The sequence below is a fragment of the Microbacterium sp. JC 701 genome (assembly GCF_021026215.1).
Classification (GTDB): Bacteria; Actinomycetota; Actinomycetes; order Actinomycetales; family Microbacteriaceae; genus Microbacterium; species Microbacterium algihabitans.
In genome coordinates this window covers 100,366-117,249 of sequence record NZ_JAJNCV010000004.1, presented here as the reverse complement: position 1 = coordinate 117,249, position 16,884 = coordinate 100,366, and the positions used below count along the sequence as shown (strand labels likewise).

At 71.4% G+C, this 16,884-nt stretch carries 15 protein-coding genes; 6 read left to right on the top strand and 9 right to left on the bottom strand.

The window, feature by feature from the left end; all coding sequences use genetic code 11:
• Nucleotides 1–129: 129 nt before the first annotated feature.
• Nucleotides 130–1,113, top strand: coding sequence for an LLM class F420-dependent oxidoreductase (locus LPW41_RS14795; RefSeq protein ID WP_230705265.1), 984 nt, complete (start codon nt 130–132; stop codon nt 1,111–1,113).
• Here the strand turns inward: LPW41_RS14795 and LPW41_RS14790 are convergent.
• The 4 genes from LPW41_RS14790 to galT form a co-directional block, all read right to left on the bottom strand.
• On the bottom strand, nt 1,097–2,662 hold the full coding sequence (locus LPW41_RS14790) for a carboxylesterase/lipase family protein (protein ID WP_230705264.1): 1,566 nt from the start codon (nt 2,660–2,662) through the stop codon (nt 1,097–1,099). The two genes, LPW41_RS14795 and LPW41_RS14790, sit on opposite strands and share 17 nt — an antisense overlap.
• An 82-nt stretch (nt 2,663–2,744) precedes the next feature.
• Entirely contained in the window at nt 2,745–3,704 is a 960-nt protein-coding gene (locus LPW41_RS14785) for a squalene cyclase (RefSeq protein ID WP_230705263.1), read from the bottom strand.
• Nucleotides 3,705–4,013: 309 nt separating this feature from the next.
• Complete coding sequence (galK, locus tag LPW41_RS14780) at nt 4,014–5,177, bottom strand: galactokinase (protein WP_144834577.1); 1,164 nt, start codon at nt 5,175–5,177, stop codon at nt 4,014–4,016.
• Complete coding sequence (gene galT / locus LPW41_RS14775; RefSeq protein ID WP_230705262.1) at nt 5,174–6,349, bottom strand: galactose-1-phosphate uridylyltransferase; 1,176 nt, start codon at nt 6,347–6,349, stop codon at nt 5,174–5,176. The genes galK and galT overlap by 4 nt, the downstream gene beginning before the upstream one ends.
• 50 nt (nt 6,350–6,399) lie before the next feature.
• On the opposite strand from galT, the gene LPW41_RS14770 reads away from it, so the two are divergent.
• The 3 genes from LPW41_RS14770 to LPW41_RS14760 are packed head-to-tail and all read left to right on the top strand — an operon-like array spanning nt 6,400 to nt 8,063.
• Entirely contained in the window at nt 6,400–7,365 is a 966-nt protein-coding gene (locus LPW41_RS14770) for a LacI family DNA-binding transcriptional regulator (RefSeq protein WP_144834580.1), read from the top strand.
• Between the two features lie 45 nt (nt 7,366–7,410).
• Nucleotides 7,411–7,674 (top strand): hypothetical protein, encoded by a 264-nt coding sequence (locus LPW41_RS14765; protein ID WP_230705261.1) that lies wholly within the window; start codon nt 7,411–7,413, stop codon nt 7,672–7,674.
• Complete coding sequence (locus LPW41_RS14760) at nt 7,671–8,063, top strand: PIN domain-containing protein (protein ID WP_230705260.1); 393 nt, start codon at nt 7,671–7,673, stop codon at nt 8,061–8,063. Before LPW41_RS14765 ends, LPW41_RS14760 begins: the two co-directional genes overlap by 4 nt.
• A gap of 93 nt (nt 8,064–8,156) precedes the next feature.
• Here the strand turns inward: LPW41_RS14760 and LPW41_RS14755 are convergent, their stop codons facing one another.
• The 4 genes from LPW41_RS14755 to LPW41_RS14740 form a co-directional block, all read right to left on the bottom strand.
• On the bottom strand, nt 8,157–9,485 hold the full coding sequence (locus LPW41_RS14755) for an ABC transporter substrate-binding protein (protein WP_230705259.1): 1,329 nt from the start codon (nt 9,483–9,485) through the stop codon (nt 8,157–8,159).
• Nucleotides 9,486–9,559: 74 nt separating this feature from the next.
• Nucleotides 9,560–10,480 (bottom strand): carbohydrate ABC transporter permease, encoded by a 921-nt coding sequence (locus tag LPW41_RS14750; RefSeq protein ID WP_222123939.1) that lies wholly within the window; start codon nt 10,478–10,480, stop codon nt 9,560–9,562.
• A complete protein-coding gene (locus LPW41_RS14745; RefSeq protein ID WP_154097622.1) occupies nt 10,477–11,406 on the bottom strand; it encodes a carbohydrate ABC transporter permease in 930 nt (309 codons plus the stop codon). Before LPW41_RS14745 ends, LPW41_RS14750 begins: the two co-directional genes overlap by 4 nt.
• On the bottom strand, nt 11,403–13,466 hold the full coding sequence (locus tag LPW41_RS14740) for a beta-galactosidase (RefSeq protein ID WP_230705258.1): 2,064 nt from the start codon (nt 13,464–13,466) through the stop codon (nt 11,403–11,405). The genes LPW41_RS14745 and LPW41_RS14740 overlap by 4 nt, the downstream gene beginning before the upstream one ends.
• Nucleotides 13,467–13,606: 140 nt before the next feature.
• Between LPW41_RS14740 and LPW41_RS14735 the strand changes: the two genes are divergently transcribed.
• A complete protein-coding gene (locus tag LPW41_RS14735) occupies nt 13,607–14,623 on the top strand; it encodes a LacI family DNA-binding transcriptional regulator (RefSeq protein WP_230705257.1) in 1,017 nt (338 codons plus the stop codon).
• Nucleotides 14,624–14,949: 326 nt separating this feature from the next.
• Here LPW41_RS14735 and LPW41_RS14730 read toward each other — a convergent pair whose 3' ends face one another.
• Nucleotides 14,950–15,534 carry a TetR/AcrR family transcriptional regulator gene (locus tag LPW41_RS14730; RefSeq protein ID WP_144784378.1) on the bottom strand — a complete coding sequence of 195 codons (585 nt, stop codon included), beginning with the start codon at nt 15,532–15,534 and terminating at the stop codon, nt 14,950–14,952.
• A 69-nt stretch (nt 15,535–15,603) separates the two neighbouring features.
• Here LPW41_RS14730 and LPW41_RS14725 point away from each other — a divergent pair, with 69 nt between their 5' ends.
• Nucleotides 15,604–16,875: an MFS transporter gene (locus LPW41_RS14725; RefSeq protein ID WP_230705256.1), complete on the top strand. Its 1,272-nt coding sequence runs from the start codon at nt 15,604–15,606 to the stop codon at nt 16,873–16,875.
• Nucleotides 16,876–16,884: the final 9 nt, after the last annotated feature.

Below are 16,884 nucleotides of genomic sequence, written 5' to 3'. Positions count from 1 at the left end.
CGCCGCGCGGGAGGCCCACCGGTCGTGGCGCCCCTCGGTTCACCCGGCGGGGTCGCTCACCTCGCCCGCCCCGCCCGGATTCGGCCTCCGACCGGCCCCGCGATCGTCGCTCGGGCCTAGGGTGAGGCCATGGACTTCGGCATCTTCGTTCCGCAGGACTGGCGCTTCGACCTCGTGGGGATCGACCCCGCAGAGCACTGGCGGGTGATGAATTCCCTCGCCCAGAGCGCCGACGACGGCCCCTGGACCTCGCTGTGGGTCTACGACCACTTCCACACCACCCCCGTGCCCAGCAGCGAGGCCACGCACGAGGCGTGGACGCTCATGGCCGCCTTCGCCGCCGCGACCGACCGCGTGCGCCTCGGCCAGATGTGCACGTGCATGGGCTACCGCAACCCCGCCTACCTCGCGAAGGTCGCGGCGACGGTCGATGCGATCTCGGGCGGTCGCGCCGAGATGGGCATCGGCGGCGGCTGGTACGAGCACGAGTGGAAGGCCTACGGCTACGGCTTCCCGCCCATCGCCGAGCGCCTCGGGCGCCTCCGCGAGGGCGTCGAGATCATGCACCAGGCGTGGACCACCGGCGAGGCCACCCTGTCGGGGAAGTTCTACGAGGTCGACGGCGCGATCGTGCAGCCGAAGCCCCTGCAGCCCGGCGGCATCCCGCTGTGGATCGCCGGCGGCGGTGAGAAGGTCACGCTCAAGATCGCGGCCAAGTACGCCTCGTACACCAACTTCGGCGGCTCGCTCGAGGAGTTCGACCACAAGTCCGAGGTGCTGCGCGGGCACTGCGAGACCCTCGGCCGCGACGCGTCCGAGATCACCCGCTCGACGAACTTCAACACGATCGTCGCCGCGACCGAGGCCGAGGCCTCCGATCGCCTGGCCGCCGTCGTCGCGCGCCTGCGTCCGCACGTGGGCGACGAGCGGGCGGATGCCATCGAGGCCGACTACCGCTCCTCCGACGCGTTCGGCACGCCCGAGCAGATCGTCGAACGCCTGCGCGAGCGGGCCGACCACGGCCTCGGCTACGCGATCCACTACTTCCCCGAGGCCGCGTACGACACCTCGGGCATCTCGCTGTTCGAGCGCGAGGTCATCCCGCAGCTCTGATCGTCGTCCCCTCGCGCGTGAGGGGTCGCTTCCTGTCGCCGCGCAGACGCCTGAGCGACAAGAAGTGACCCCTCACGCCGGAGATCGCGGGTTCGACCAGCGGTGCGACGTCGGCGTACGCGTCGGTCTCGACGGCGGGGGCGGATGCCGCGGCGCCGAACACCCGCGCGCGCCGGGTCGTGGCATCCCACGCCGGCCACCCCGGATCGCCGTCGCGCGCGAACGCGACCGCCGCGGCGTGCATTTCGGCGGCCAGAGCCGCCGGGGGAATCTCGCCCGCGATGCGATCGACTCCCTCTGCGCCCAGGCGGTCGAACCAGAACGGCACGTCGAGGCAGTGCCCGGCAATCCCCAGCGACGGCGACCGCCACGCGAAGCGGTAGAGCCAGGTGGCGGCTCCCGCGCGGGCCCGCGCCGCACGCAGCACCGTCGCCCGGATCACGCGATCGCTCGCGTACCCGCCGAGCACGGCCGCGGCGCCCCGGCGTTTCGTGCGCTCGAGGTAGGCGCGGCGGCGCGAGCGCCCGAGCCCCAGCACCGCCAATACGAACGGAACCGGCACCAGGCGCAGCACCGCCCGGAACCGGGCGGTCAGCCCGGTGAACTCGTCGTCCGTCGACCCGATCACCAGCGGGATCTCAGCCGAGGCGCCCTCGGCCAGAGCGTCGAGAGGGGCCGCCGGCAGCAGTTCGCCGTCGACGACCGGCCCTAGGGGCAGCCCGTCGTCGAGCAGCGCGGTGAGCCCGGTCAGACGCGCCCCGCGCTCGGGCTTCTGCGCCGCGCGCTGCAGGGCGAGGAGGCGCTCCTCGGGCACCCCGGCGAACCCGTCGCGGTCGGCCGGGACCCCGGCCAGCCGCGCCACCCGGTCGGCGAAGCGGCGCGCTGTCGATCCCGCGACGGCGCCCACGGCGGGCGAGATCGCCATCGCGGCGTGGAAGAGTCCGGATGCCGCGGGGCTGGCCATCAGCGCGAGCACCGACCCGCCGCCCGCGGACTGGCCCGCGATCGTCACGCGGGCAGGGTCGCCGCCGAACGCGCGGATCTCGTCGCGCACCCACTCGAGCGCGGCGATCTGATCGCGCAGACCCCGGTTCGCGGGTGCGCCCTCGATGGCGCCGAACCCGTCGAAGCCCAGGCGGTACGAGAGCACGACCGTCACGACGCCGTCGCGCGCGAACGCGTCGCCGTCGTACCAGCGGCTGGCAGGCGACCCCGACACGAAGCCGCCGCCGTGGATCCACACGAGCACCGGCAGCGCGGCATCCGGAACCGCATCGGCGGGAGCGAAGACGTTGACGTTCAACGTGGCCTCGCCCGGCACGCTCGGCTCGGGGATCAGCGTGATGCCGGCGTCGCCGCGTTGCGTTGTGGCGCCGTAGGTCGTGGCCTCGCGCACCCCGTCCCAGGCCTCGACGGGCTCGGGGGCGGCGAAGCGCAGCGCACCCACGGGGGCCTTCGCGAACGGGATGCCGAGGAACACGGCCGTCCCACCCCGACGGAACCCCCGGACCTCACCCTTCGACGTGTGCGCGAGCGGAGCGGCATCCATGCCCCTCATCCTGCCCCGCATCCCGCGTGAGGGGTCGAGAAGCGTCGCTTCCGCACTCCCCGAAGCGACAGAAGACGACCCCTCACGCCGAAGCGCGCGCGCCGTCCCACCAGCGCAGCACGCGCAGCGCGAAGAGGGTCAACCATCGCGAGGGCTCACCCGCGGGCACGTCGACCGGGAACCACACGGCGCCGTCCATCGGATACGCCTGGTGCCACGTGCCGTCGGGGTCGCGCGAGGCGCGGAGGCGATCGACGGCCTCGGACAACCGCGGATCGGGTGCCTCGCCGTCGTGCAGAGCGGCGGCGCGGAAGTGGTCGAGGGCGCGCAGCGCGCTGTACCGGTGGCGGAACGGGTAGCCGAGGTGGTGCGCCCACACGTGACGCTCGCCGGTTGACAGCCGGTAGAGCAGGCGTCGCTCGAGCAGGTACTCCTCACCGGCCTTGCGGGCGGCGTGCAGTTCGGCTGTGCCGCCGCTGCGCCACTCGTCATCGAGGATCCCGATCACCGCGTTGAGCGTCGAGTGGAACGACGACCTCGTCGAGCCCTCCACCCACTCGCAGTTCCAGCCGCCGTCCGGCAGGCGGTGCGTGACGAACCAGTCCCGGATGCCGCTGACGTCCGCCCCGAGCCATGCTCCGCTCGCGAGGGTGAAGGCGTTGATGCACGCGTCGACCTCACCGTCCCAGAAGGGGAGGTCGTCGTACTCCCAGCGGGCGTTGCGCTTCAGGAGCCCGGCCGTGTCGGGGCGGAGGGCATCGGCATCCACCCCCCATTCCCGAAGACTCATGAGCGACCACGACGTCGCGGTCCAGGGCTGCGGCTCATCTTCCGAGAAGTCGGCGGGGAAGTGCGCGCCGCCCGCCCAGAGTCCGTCTTCGCCCTGCGCGGCGAGCAGCTGCGCCCCGAAACCCTCGTGGGCGACACGGGCGCGGGCGGCCTGCCAAGTCGCCTCGGGTTCATCGAGAAGGTCGCGCTCGACCTTCCACCGCAGGCTCGGGTCGCTGTCGCGCAACCAGGCCAGTACCTCGTCGTCGCCCATGCGGGCAGGGTACGCCCGGGCCCCCGCAGGCGGTACACAACCCAGGAGATTCGCGTCGGTTCCGGGCCCGGGGGAGGCGGATGGGCCGGTGTGCGGCCGAATCTCCGGAGTTGTGTACGCGGCGACCGGGCGGCCGGTCCGGGTTTCGCGTGGGCCCGCCGTCAGGACGCGTCGGCGGCAGACGCGCCACGGCCGGTACACAACTCAGGAGATTCGCGTCGGTTCCGGGCCCAGGAGAGGCCGATGGCCCGGTTTTCGGCCGAATCTCCGGAGTTGTGTACGCGGTGACCGGGCAGCCCCGCCGGCCGGTCACGCGTCGCGGCGGGCGCCCTCCGAGGGGGTCACGGTGAAGACGTTCGGGGCGCGGTATCCGGAGGCCGAGAACGCGGCGTGCACCGCGTCGGTCGCCGCCTCGATGAGCCCGACCGGTATGAGGGCGATGGCCGCCCCGCCGAAGCCGCCGCCGGTCATGCGGGCACCGAGCGCACCGTTCACCAGCGCCGTGTCGACGGCGAGGTCGAGCTCGGGCACCGAGATCTCGAAGTCGTCGCGCATCGAGACGTGCGAGGCGACCAGCAGGTCGCCGATCGCGGAGGGACCGTCGGCGTCGAGGGCGGCCACGGTGTCGAGCACGCGCTGGTTCTCGGTGATCACGTGGCGGACGCGGCGGAAGGTGACGTCGTCGAGCAGCTCCTGAGCGCGCGGCAGGTCGTCGACGGTGAGATCGCGCAGCGAGGCCACGCCGAACGCGGCCGCTCCCCGCTCGCAGGCCTCGCGACGCTCGCGGTACCCGCCGGTCGAGTGCGCGTGCTCGACGAGGGTGTCGACGACGAGGATCGACAGACCGGCGTCGGCGAAGCCGAGCGGCACGGGGCGCGTGTCGAGCGTGCGGCAGTCGAGGAAGGTCGCGGCGTCGGCGACGCCGAGCATCGAGGCCATCTGGTCCATGATCCCGGTGGGCGCGCCCACGGCGTCGTTCTCGGCGACGCGGCCGACGCGGGCGAGGGCGACCTTGTCGAGACCCGTTGCCCAGACGTCGTTCAGGGCGGATGCCACGGCTCCCTCGATCGCCGCCGACGACGACAGTCCGGCTCCCACCGGAACCTCCGAGGCCAGGGCGATGTCGACGCCGCGGGTCACGGCATCCGGAACCTCACGACGCAACGCCCACGCCACACCGAGCGGATACCCGGCCCAGTCGAGGCCGCCGGCGGCGATGCGGTCGTCGAGCTCGGCGAGCGAGACCTCGACGGGCGCGTCGGCGAACGTCGAGCTCACGCGGATCACGTCGTCGTCGCGCAGGGCCACGGCGGCGGCGGTGCGCTGGGCGATCGCGAAGGGGAAGACGAAGCCCTCGTTGTAGTCGGTGTGCTCGCCGATGAGGTTGGCGCGGCCGGGGGCCGACCACACTCCCGCGACGGGCGCGTCGGTCAGGGTGGCGAGAAGGGCGCGGGCGTCGTCGACGGCGGTCATGCCGTCACCTCCGGAACGGTGTCGAGGGCGGCGCGCAGGCGCTCGGCCTGCGACTCGGGGGTCACGTCGCCGATCCAGGCGCCCATGGCGGACTCGGATCCGGCGAGGTACTTCAGCTTGTCCGCGGCGCGGCGCGGCGAGGTGATCTGCAGGTTGAGGCGGATCGCGTCACGCGCGCGGTCGACCGGGGCCTGGTGCCACGCGGCGATGTAGGGCGTGGGGGTGTCGTACAGCGCGTCGATGCCGCGCAGCAGTCGCAGGTAGAACGGCGCGAGTTCGTCGCGCTCGACGTCGGTCGTCTCGGACAGATCGGCGACGTGGCGGTGCGGCAGCACGTGCACCTCGACGGGCCAGCGGGCGGCGAACGGCACGAACGCCGTCCAGTGCTCGCCTCGCAGCACGACGCGCTCGCCGGCCTGCTCGAACTCGAGGATGCGGGCGAACAGATCGTCGGAGGTGCGCGAGATCGTGTCGAGCAGGCGCTGCGTGCGCGGCGTGACGTAGGGGTAGGCGTAGATCTGGCCGTGCGGGTGGGGGAGGGTGACGCCGATGTCCTTGCCGCGGTTCTCGAAGGGGAACACCTGACGGATGCCGGGGAGCTGCGACAGCGCGGCGGTGCGGTCGGCCCACGCCTCGATGACGGTGCGGGCGCGCGTGCGCGACAGCGAACCGAACGACCCCTCGTGCTCGGGGCTGAAGCAGACGACCTCGCAGCGACCGACCGAGGTGCGGGTGCGGCCGAGGCCGAGGTGCTCGAGGTCGTCTGCGCCGCGCGGGGGATCGACGGCTGCCGGGGCGTCGCCGACCGCGGCGTCGAGAGCGGGGCCGAACGAGGGCGACTTGTTCTCGAAGACCGCGACGTCGTAGAGCGAGGGGATCTCCGACGGGTTGGTCGGTGTCTGCGGCGAGAGCGGGTCGAGGTGCGCCGGGGGGAGGAACGCCCGGTTCTGACGATTGGATGCCACGGTGATCCAGTCACCGGTCAGCACGTCTTGACGCATGGTGGCGGTGGCGGGCCGCGGGTCGAGGGTGCGGGCGTCGACCGCGCGCTCGGCGCCGAGCGTCGTGCCGGGATCGTCGAAGTAGATCAGGTCGCGGCCGTCGGCGAGGCGCGTCGGTCGCTTGACGACGCCGGCGCCCAGCTCGATCGCGGTGGGGGTCTCCGTGTTCACGATAACACGCTACATCTGGCGCGTGATATCGTCAACATGGAGGGGGCGCAATGCGTGTATCCATGGCCGACGTGGCCGAAAAGGCCGGGGTTTCGGCGCAGACGGTGTCACGCGTGGCCAACGGCAGCCCCCGCGTCGACCCCGCCACCCGCGTGCGCGTCGAGAAGGCCATGGCCGACCTCGGCTACCGCATGCACCGGGCCGCGCGCGCCCTGCGCACCGGGCAGACCTCCACGATCGGCCTCGTCGTGTCGACCCTCGCGTCGGTCGGCAACTCGCGCATGCTGCAGGCGATCTCCGAGGCCGCGGCCGAGCGCGAGTACGCCCTCGCCGTGGTGACCGTCGGCGAACGCGGCATCCGCGACGCCTTCGCACGCCTGCGGTCGCAGGGTGTCGACGGAGCGGTCGTGCTCAACGAGGCGACCGAGCTCGCGCGCGACGTCGAGCCGCCCGCCGACCTGCACCTCGTCGTCGTCGACTCCCCGCCCGACGCTCGCTTCTCGATCGTGCAGACCGATCATGCCGGGGGAGCGCGGGCCGCGACCGCGCACCTGCTCGGCCTCGGGCATCGCACGGTGCACCACCTCGCCGGGCCCGCGGGGTCGTTCGCCGCGGCGGAGCGCGAGCGCGGATGGCGGGGGGCGCTGCTCGAGGCCGCCGCGACGGTGCCCGCACCCGTCCGGGGCGACTGGACCTCGGCATCCGGTCACTCGGCTGCGGCCGCCCTCGCGGGCGCCACCGCGATCTTCGTGGCCAACGACCAGATGGCGCTGGGGGCCCTGCGCGCCCTCGCCGACGCGGGCCGGCGGGTGCCCGACGACGTCGCCGTGGTCGGCTTCGACGACATCGCGGATGCCGCGCAGTTCCGCCCGCCGCTGACCACTGTGCGACAGGACTTCGACGCCCTCGGTCGTCGCGCGGTCGCGGCCCTGATCGCCGCGATCGAGGGCGGGCAGCCGATCGCCGAGTCGGTGCCCGCGGCGCTGGTGGTGCGCGAGAGCAGCACGGCGGTCTGACCCGCCCAGGTGGTACACCGGACACCTCGGTGGTACACTCGGCGCATGCCGACGACCCGACTGCGCACGCAGGTGACGCACACGCGCGACGTCGAAGAGGCCCTCCGCATCGCGCGTTCGCTCTGGCCCGACGAGTCGCCGAGCGCACTGCTCCTGCACCTCGTCGTGAGGGGCGGCCAGGCGATCCGCGACGAGCAGGCGCAGCGCGCACGCACCCGTCGCGGGGCGGTGGATGCAGCCGTCGAGCGGTTCGCGGGGATCTACCCCGAGGGGTATCTTCGTGAGCTCCGCGCGGACTGGCCCGAGTGATCGTGCTCGACGCCGGTGTCGTCATCGCCCTGTTCAGCCCCGGCGACGCGCACCACGACCGGGCGAAGACCCTGTTCGCGGAGCAACCCGGCCCCTTCCTCATGCACTCCCTGACCGCGGCGGAGGCTTTGGTCGCCGCCGCCCGCGTCGGGCGCGAAGAAGAGCTGTGGGGTGCCCTCCGCGATCTCGGGGTGGACGTCGCGCCGATGGGTCCCGACGAACCGCTCGTTCTCGCTCGGCTGCGCGCGCGGCACGCGGTCAAGATGCCCGACACGTGCGTCCTCGCGGCGGCGGTGCACCATCGCGTTCCGCTCGCGACATTCGATGCGCGTCTCGCCGCCGTCGCCGGAGAGATGTCGCTCGGACTCGCCGTGCCGGCGGTCGACTGACCACCGCGTCCGCCCGCAGCCCGCGGCATCCGGAAACGAAGAACGCCCGCGGATGCCGGAGCATCCGCGGGCGTCTCTCGTGGGGAGAGTCTGTTACTTCTTGACCGGGATCGACTGCGACTCGAGCGTGCTGATGGTCGAGTCCTGACCCTTCTGCAGCGCGTCGGCGAGGGTGCCGCTGCCGCTGACCGCTGCCTTGAAGCCGTCGGAGACATCGGCGTAGGTCTTGGTCATGGTCGGGCCCCACACGAAGTCGGGGTTCACCTCGGTGGCCGCCTTCGCGAAGACGTCGTAGATCTTCTGGCCGCCGTAGAAGTCCACACCGTTGGCCAGCGAGGGGAGCTTGAGGCCCTCGGTGGTGGCCGGGTAGAGGTTGGCCTCTTCGTTCAGCGCGGTGAGCGCCTCTTCCGAGGTGTTCAGCCACAGGGCGAACTTCGTCGCCTCGTAGGGGTGCTCGCTGCCCTTGAGCACGGCGATCGACGATCCGCCCCAGTTGCCCGCGACGTTCTCACCGGCCGACCACTGCGGCAGGTCGGAGACGGCCCAGCCGCCCGCGGTGTCGGGAGCGCCGCTCGAGATGGAGTTGGCACCCCACACGGCGGAGTTCCAGGTCCAGACCTGGCTCGAGTTGTAGGCGTTGTTCCACTCGTCGGTCCACGCGGGGTAGGTCGAGACGAGGTCCTGGTCGATCAGCGACTGCCAGTAGTCGGCGACCTTGGTCGAGGCGGGGTCGGTCAGCGAGACGGTCCAGCCCTCGGAGTCGTTGCCGAACCACTGTCCGCCGGCCTGCCAGACGAAGCCGGCGAACTGGTTGATGTCGGACTGCGAGAAGTTGGTGATGTAACCGCCGAGCGCGCGGATCTTCTTCGCGGCCTCGGTGTACTCGTCCCACGTGGTGGGGATCGCGATGCCATTCTTCTCGAAGAGGTCCTTGCGGTAGAACAGCGCCATCGGGCCGATGTCCTGGGGGATGCCGTAGACGGCGTCGTCCTGACCGAGCGCGACCTGGTTCCAGGCCCACGGCACGAACTGGTCCTTCGCGGCGACCACGTCGGCGCAGCCGGCGATGTTCTCGATGCCGTCCTGCACGAGGAAGTTCGGGAGGGCGTCGTACTCGATCTGGCCGAGGTCGGGGGCGTTGCCGGCCGCGATCTGGTTGAAGAAGTTCTGGTAGGTGCCGCTGTTGCCGTTGGGGCCGGTCTGCACCTTGACCTGGATGTCGGGGTTCTCCGCGTTCCACATATCGACGACCTTCTCGATACCGGGGATCCACGAGGTGAACTCGAGCGTGACCTGTCCGTCGGCCGGAACGCAGTCGGCTGCGGACGCGGCGCCGTCGCCGCTTCCGCCGCCGGCGCAACCGGCCAGGAGCAGAGCCGACAGCGCGACGCCCGAGGTCGCGGCGAGGATTCTGTGCTTCATGGGAATGCCTTTCTCTGGGTGCCCGGGCGGGCCATTCCGCCCGGGATGAGGGGCGGCCGGAGCCGCCGGAGGGTTTACTTCAGGGCGCCGGTCCCGAGACCGTTGCGCCAGAAGCGCTGGAGGAGCAGGAAGATGACGATGAGGGGGATGACCGACAGCAGGGCGCCGATCAGTACGAGTCCGCGGAGCTCGGGGATCTGGTTGAGCTGGTTGTTCCAGCCGTACAGGCCGAAGACCACGGGGAACAGCTCTTCGCTGCGCAGCATGATCAGCGGCAGGAAGAAGTTGTTCCAGATCGCGACGAACTGGAAGAGGAACATCGTGACCAGCGCGGGGCTCATCAGACGCAGGCTCACGGTGAAGAACGTCCGGATCTCGCCCGCGCCGTCGAGGCGGCTGGCCTCGAGCAGTTCGTCGGGCACCGACGAGGCGGCGAAGATGCGCGCGAGGTAGACCCCGAACGGGCTGACCAGCGAGGGCAGGAACACGGCCCAGAAGGTGTTGGTCAGCTGCACCTGGCTGAAGATGAGGAACAGCGGCAGAGCCAGGGCGGTCGCCGGCACCAGCACGCCGCCGAGCACGACGTCGAACACCAGCTCGCGGCCCGGGAAGCGGTACTTCGCCAGGGCGTAGCCCGCCATCGCGGCCAGCAGCGTCGCCACCGCTCCGCCGAGGCCGGCGTACAGCAGGGAGTTGCCGAGCCAGCGCAGGAAGATGCCGTCGCGGTAGGCGAACAGGTCGCCGATGTTCGAGAACAGGCGCATGTCGGCGAACCACAGCGGGTTCGTGGTGAGGATGTCGCCCGTGCTTTTGCTCGAGGCCACCAGAAGCCACCACAGCGGCAGCAGGAAGTAGACCGTGAACACGGCCATGACGAGCATCGCCGAGGTGCGCGAGACGAGGGGTTCGCGCACGGCGCCCGAGCGGATGCCGGCCGGGCGGGAGGAGCCCGAACGGGGGCTGCGCGCGGGGCGGGGGGTGGTGACGGCGCTCATGCGTTGCCCTTCTTCTGCATCCACTTCATGAAGCCGAACGACAGCACGAAGGTGGTCACGGCCAGCACCACCGAGAACGCGGCGGCGAGATTGGCGTTGGGGATGGATGCCGTGGCGTAGACGGTCATGTTGGGGGTGAAGGTGCTGGTGACGGCCGAGCTGAAGGACCGGAACACCTGAGGCTCGGCGAGAAGCTGCAGCGTGCCGATGATCGAGAAGATCGCGGTCATCACGATCGCCGGTCGCACGAGGGGGATCTTGATCGACCAGGCGATGCGGAACTGCCCGGCACCGTCGAGGCGGGCGGCCTCGTAGATCTCGCTGGGGATCGACAGCAGCGACGAGTAGATGATCAGCATGTTGTAGCCCACGTAGACCCACGTCACGACGTTCGCGATCGACCACAGCACGAGGTCGGCTCCGAGGAAGTCGACGTTCTTGGTCAGCGCGGTGAAGGGCGAGAGGTTCGGCGAGAACAGCGAGCCCCACATGATCGCGGCGATGACGCCGGGGACGGCGTAGGGCACGAAGAACGCCAGGCGGAAGAAGCGCTTGCCCTTGAGCAGCGGCGAGTCCAGCAGCAGGGCGAAGGTCAGCGCGAGGCCGAGCATGACCGGCACCTGCACGACGCCGAAGGCGAGCATGCGCAGCATCGACGACCAGAACGCCTCGTTCTGGAACACCTGCACGTACTGAGACAGGCCGCCGAAGACGAGCTCGGCCTTGCCGAAGGTGCCCTCGCGGCGAACCACGAGCAGCGACTGCACGATCGCGAAGATGATCGGCAGCACGTAGAACAGCACGAACAGCACCGCGAACGGGGCGAGCAGGATGAGGATCGCGCTCTTGAACGGCACCCGCGGGCGTCGTGGCCGCGGTGCGTTCTCGCGCGCGGCGCGCGGCGGGGCGGAAACGGTGGTGGTCACGAGGCCTCCTCGATGATGCGGACGGCACCGCCGGCGACGACGACGGTGCCGTCGACGGCCTCGTCGGTCATCGCATCGCGCCCGTGCGCTGCGATCTCGACCGACTCGGTGGTGTGGTTGATGACGAAGACGAACGAGCGGTCGTCGCTCGCACGGCGGATGATCTCGACCCCGGGGAGAGCGTCGACGGTGCGGATGCCGGCGTCCTGGGCGACCCGCGACAGCAGCTCGCGGTAGGCCGCGGCGGCGGGGAGGGTGGCGAGGTACCAGGCGGACCCGGCGCCCACCCGGCGGCGGGTGCGGGCGGGCAGGCCCGCGGCGGGACCGTCGACGAAGCGGGCGTCGACCTCGGCGTCGACGGGGCGCAGGCGCTCCGACCAAACGGCGCCGCTCGTGCCGTCGTCGAGGGCGACGACCTGGCCGGGGCCGAGGGGCGAGAACTCCTCCGACACGATGCCGAGCAGGTCGCGGAACGCGCCGGGGTAGCCGCCGAGGCGCACGCGGTCGTCCTGGTCGACGATGCCGCTCGCGAAGGTGATCACGGCGGTGCCGCCGTCTTCGACGAAGCGCGCGATCGCGTCGGCGTCGGCGTCGCGCACGAGGTGCAGCGCTGGCACGACGACCAGGCGGTAGGCCGACAGGTCGGCGGAGGCCGAGACGACGTCGGTCGAGATGCCGGCCGCGGCGAGGGCCGCGTGCGCCGCGTGCACCTGGTCGAGGTAGCGCAGGTCTTCACTCGGGCGACCCTCGTTCTCGATCGACCACCAGCTCTCCCAGTCGAAGAGCACGGCGGCATCCGAGGCCACTCGTGTTCCGGCGATCGGCTGCAGCCGGCGCAGGGTGCGTCCCACCTCGAGCACGCTCCGCCACTGGGCGGTGTCGGTGCCGGCGTGGGGGAGCAGGGCCGAGTGGAACTTCTCGGCGCCCTGGGCCGAGGCGCGCCACTGGAAGAAGCAGATGCCGTCGGCGCCGCGCGACACGTGCGAGACGACGTTGCGCAGCAGCTCGCCTTCGCCCTTGGCGAGGTTGTGCGGCTGCCAGTTGACGGCGCCGGTGGAGGTCTCCATCAGCAGCCAGGGGGCGCCGTCGGCGAGACCGCGCGTGAGGTCGGCCGCGAACGACAGCTCGGCGAGGGGTTCGGGAAGGCGTCGGTCGAGGTAGTGGTCGTTGGCGATGACGTCCATCTCGCCGGCCCACGAGAAGTAGTCGAGCGCACGGATGTGCGCGGTCACCATGAAGTTGGTCGTGACCGGCGCGGTGCTGAGTTCGCGGATCACGCGTGCCTCGGCGCGGTACAGCTCGAGCTGCTGGTCGGACGAGAAGCGCTGGAAGTCGAGCAGCTGCGCCGGGTTGCGCAGCGAGAGCGCGGCCATCGGCGGCAGGATCTGGTCCCACGCGCTGTAGCGCTGGCTCCAGAACGAGGTGCCCCACGCGGTGTTGAGAGCGGCGATCGTGCCGTATCGGGCCTCGAGCCACTCGCGGAAGGCCGTGGCGCTGGCGTCGCAGTAGCAGAGGGCGTTGTGGCAGCCGAGCTCGTTCGACACATGCCACATCGCGAGGGCGGGGTGACCGGCGTAGCGCTCGACCACGCGACGGCTGAGCTCGGCGGCGTACCCGCGGAAGATCGGCGAGCTCGGGCAGTAGGCCTGACGTCCGCCGGGGTAGCGGCGCGTGCCGTCGACGCTTACGGGGAGGATCTCCGGATGCCGCGTGGTCACCCACGGGGCGGGGGAGGCGGTCGCGGTGCCGAGGTTGACCCGGATGCCGTGGGCGTGGGCGAGGTCCATGACCTCGTCGAGCTCGGCGAAGTCCCACTCGCCGTGCGCGGGGTTGATCCACGACCAGCCGAAGATGTTGATCGCGATGAGCCCGACGCCCGCTTCGACCATGAGGCGCATGTCGTCGTCCCAGACGGCGCGGTCCCACTGCTCGGGGTTGTAGTCGCAGCCGAAGACGAGACCCTCGCGGGTCAGCTCGGCCAGACGGTCGCCCGCGCGGGTCGGGTCGGTCGCACGATCGCTCTCGCGATCGAGCGGGGCCAGATGGTCGACGGCAAGCATCCGGGAGGCGCTCCTTTGCGTGATTCTGTGAACGTGCACACAGTCACGCGCCGAAAGACAGGGGCGCTAATGTGTGAACGTGCACATAGTGACACGGACCGCGGTGCATCGTCAACTCGCACGCCCGATAGGCTGACGATATGACGCCTCCTCCGCCCGGGCGCCGGCGCAGCACCGTGCACGACGTGGCCCGTGCCGCCGGGGTGTCGAGGGGCACGGTCAGCCGCGTCCTCAACGGCGGCTACGTCTCGGAGCACGCCCGCGAGGCCATCCAGACGGCCATCCGCGAGGTCGGCTACGTGCCTAACAACGCCGCCCGCACGCTCGTGCGCCAGCGCACGCAGGCCGTCGGCTTCATCGTGCACGAGCCGCACTCGCTCTTCCTCGAAGACCCCAACATCGGCGGCATCCTGCTCGGTGCCAACACCGCGCTGTCGAAGGCCGATTACCAAATGGTGTGCCTCGTGATCGACACCGATCGCGACACCGAGCGGGTCGCGCGCTACCTCAGCGGCGGCTTCGTCGACGGCGCGGTCATCGTGTCCGCGCGTCACCACGACCCCATCACCGACGTGGTCGAGCGCCTCGGACTCCCCGTCGCCTACGTGGGCCACCCTCCCGGCATTCGTCGCCCCTGGGTCGGCATCGACAACCTCGGCGCCGCGCGCGCGATCACCGCACGCGTGCGTGCGTCGGGGCGTCGCCGCATCGGCATGATCGCCGCCGCCCTCGACCGCGACTCCGGCAGCGACCGACTGGCGGGCTTCCGCGACGCACTCGGCGAAGACTTCGACGAGTCACTGGTCGAGCCCGTGCCGCTCTATGCCTTCGCCGACGGCGAGGTCGGCATGCGGCGCCTGCTCGAGCGCGCGCCCGACATCGACGCGGTGTTCGGCGCCTCGGATGCCGTGGCCGCCGGCGCCGTGCAGGCCCTTCGCGCGGCCGGGCGACGCGTGCCCGACGACGTCGGCGTGGTCGGCTTCGACGACAGCGCGTGGGCGGTGCGCACCGACCCGCCGCTCACCACGGTCGACCAACCCGCCGAGGGGCTGGGCGCCGCCGCTGCTGAGGCCGTGTTGCTGCAGCTGTCGGGTGGCGTGGCCGATGCCGGCGGCATTCTGCTCGACGCCCCGATCGTCTGGCGCGCCTCGGTCTAGCGGCGCCGGCGCGCACTCTCGCCGTCGGTCGCGATGCCCCGGTTCGGGGCGAGATCTGCAGCTTGGGGCGTGAATTCTCCGCCCCGACCGACGGAATCCGCCCCAAACCGCCGTGCTGTCGCGCGCCGGTCGCTGTGGTGGGTTTGGGGCAGGATCTGCAGGTTGGGGCGTGAATTCTCCGCCCCGAGCGACGGAATCCGCCCCAAACCGCCGTACTGTCGCGCGTCGGTCGATGTGATGGGTTTGGGGCGAGATCTGCAGGTTGGGGCGTGAATGGTCCGCCCCGAGTGACGGAATCCGCCCCAAACCGCCGCCCGGCCCCAGCGTCAGCGCGGCTCGCGCCATCCCCGCTCGAGGATGCGGAAGCCCGCCTCGATCGTCTCCGCGGCGTCGTCGTGCTCGAACGCGAGGATCTGCAGCTGCAGCACCATGCGCGCGTAGACCCGGGTCTCGGCATCCGGTGCGCTCTGCCCCGTCGTCTCGGCGATCGCCAGGGCGAGGGCGTCTTCGTGGCGGAGCCACATGCGCGAGGCGTACTCGTGCAGGGCGGGGGTCTCGGTGATCAGCTTCATGAACTGCCGGCGGTGATCGCCCGTGGGGTCGAAGGCCAAGCCGATGAGCTCGCGCCGGTAGAGCTCGCGCAGGGCGTCCGACACCGAGGTGCCCGGAGCGCGGTCGCGCACGGCGCCCACGAGCAGGTCGCGCTGGGCATCGTCTTCGTCGAAGACGAGCGCCTCCTTCTGCGGGAAGTGCGCGAACACGGTGGTCGGCGACACGTCGGCGGCGTCGGCGACCTCGCGGATGCTGACCTCGTCGAAGCCCCGCTCGACGAAGAGCATCGTCGCGGCGTCGGAGATGGCCTTGCGGGTGGCGGCCTTCTTGCGCTCTCGGCGACCCACGTCTGTGCTCATGTGGGGCAGTCTACCGGTACCGATCGGAAACTGTATTGACAACGAAACTGGTACGAGTACAGTTACGGCGTGACTTCACTTCCTCCTTCCCCTCAGCAGGGTCGCCGCTCCTGGATCATGCTCGTCGTCATCACGACGCTGACCACCGCCGGGATGACCGTCGTGTTGCCCGTGCTGCCCTTCGTCGTGCTCCGCTACGTGTCGAACCCCGCCGACCTCGCCGTCTGGGTCGGCATCCTCGAAACCGTCAACGCGCTCTGCGCCTTCCTCGTCGCCCCCTTCCTCGGGCGCATCTCCGACCGCTTCGGTCGCCGACCGGTGATCATCGTCGCCGGATTCGGCGCCGCCCTCGGCTTCCTGCTCTTCGGCATCGGCGGGGCGCTCTGGGTGCTGCTGCTCGGCCGCATCGTGCAGGGCGTCACCGCCGGCGACCTTCCCGCCCTCTTCGCCTACCTCGCCGACATCACCCCGCCCGACAAGCGCGCCCGCCGCTTCGGCGTGCTCGGTGCGACCGCCGGCATCGGCACGATGGTCGGCCCCGCCCTCGGCGGCACCCTCGCCGCGATCGACGTCGACCTGCCCGTCTTCGTCACCGCGGGACTCGCGCTGACGGTCGCGATCCTCAGCATCCTCCTGCTGCCCGAGAGCCTCGCTCCGGCCAAGCGCATCACCTCGCTCGACCTGCGGGCCGTGCACCCGTTCGCGGTGTTCCGTGGGGTGTTCCGCCGGCCCGAGCTGCGCGGGATCATGATCGGCCTGATCCTCGTGGGGCTGCCGTTCGGGTTCTTCGTCAACAACTTCAGCGTGCTCGCCCTCGACGCCATCTCGTGGAACCCCACCGCGATCGGCCTGCTCACCGCGTGCGTCGGCATCATCGACATCGCGATCCAGGGCGTGCTGCTCGGATTCCTGCTGCCGCGCATCGGCGAGCGGGGCGTCGTGGTCAGCGGCATCGTCACCCAGGCGGTCGGACTCGTCGCCCTCGCCGGGGTCGCGTCGCTGCTCGCCCAGCCGTGGCTGTTCGTCGTCGGTGCCCTGACGCTCGCGGCGGGCCAGGGTGCAGCCCAGGCCACGATGGACGGCCTGCTCTCCAACGCCGTCGGCGACGACGAGCAGGGCTGGATCGCCGGAGCCGCGCAGTCGCTCAACGCCGCGGTCGGAACCGTCGCCCCACTCGTCGCGGGCCTGCTCTACGCCCACGTGGCCCACGCCGCGCCCTACGTGCTGGGCGCTGCGCTCATGGTCGCCGCCGCCGTGGTCATCGGGCGGGCGCGCTTCACGAGCCCCTCGCTCACGGCGAAGGTTCCGGATGCCGCGGAGCCCGTGCCCGTGACGGAGTGACGCTCCCGA

Bases quoted from the DNA above. Each gene is read 5' to 3' on its own strand.
- LPW41_RS14790 (WP_230705264.1), bottom strand. From the start codon at position 2,662: ATGGATGCCGCTCCGCTCGCGCACACGTCGAAGGGTGAGGTCCGGGGG.
- LPW41_RS14735 (WP_230705257.1), top strand. From the start codon at position 13,607: ATGACGCCTCCTCCGCCCGGGCGCCGGCGCAGCACCGTGCACGACGTG.
- LPW41_RS14765 (WP_230705261.1), top strand. From the start codon at position 7,411: ATGCCGACGACCCGACTGCGCACGCAGGTGACGCACACGCGCGACGTC.
- LPW41_RS14785 (WP_230705263.1), bottom strand. From the start codon at position 3,704: ATGGGCGACGACGAGGTACTGGCCTGGTTGCGCGACAGCGACCCGAGC.
- galK (WP_144834577.1), bottom strand. From the start codon at position 5,177: ATGACCGCCGTCGACGACGCCCGCGCCCTTCTCGCCACCCTGACCGAC.
- LPW41_RS14795 (WP_230705265.1), top strand. From the start codon at position 130: ATGGACTTCGGCATCTTCGTTCCGCAGGACTGGCGCTTCGACCTCGTG.
- LPW41_RS14740 (WP_230705258.1), bottom strand. From the start codon at position 13,466: ATGCTTGCCGTCGACCATCTGGCCCCGCTCGATCGCGAGAGCGATCGT.
- LPW41_RS14730 (WP_144784378.1), bottom strand. From the start codon at position 15,534: ATGAGCACAGACGTGGGTCGCCGAGAGCGCAAGAAGGCCGCCACCCGC.
- LPW41_RS14750 (WP_222123939.1), bottom strand. From the start codon at position 10,480: ATGAGCGCCGTCACCACCCCCCGCCCCGCGCGCAGCCCCCGTTCGGGC.
- LPW41_RS14770 (WP_144834580.1), top strand. From the start codon at position 6,400: ATGCGTGTATCCATGGCCGACGTGGCCGAAAAGGCCGGGGTTTCGGCG.
- LPW41_RS14755 (WP_230705259.1), bottom strand. From the start codon at position 9,485: ATGAAGCACAGAATCCTCGCCGCGACCTCGGGCGTCGCGCTGTCGGCT.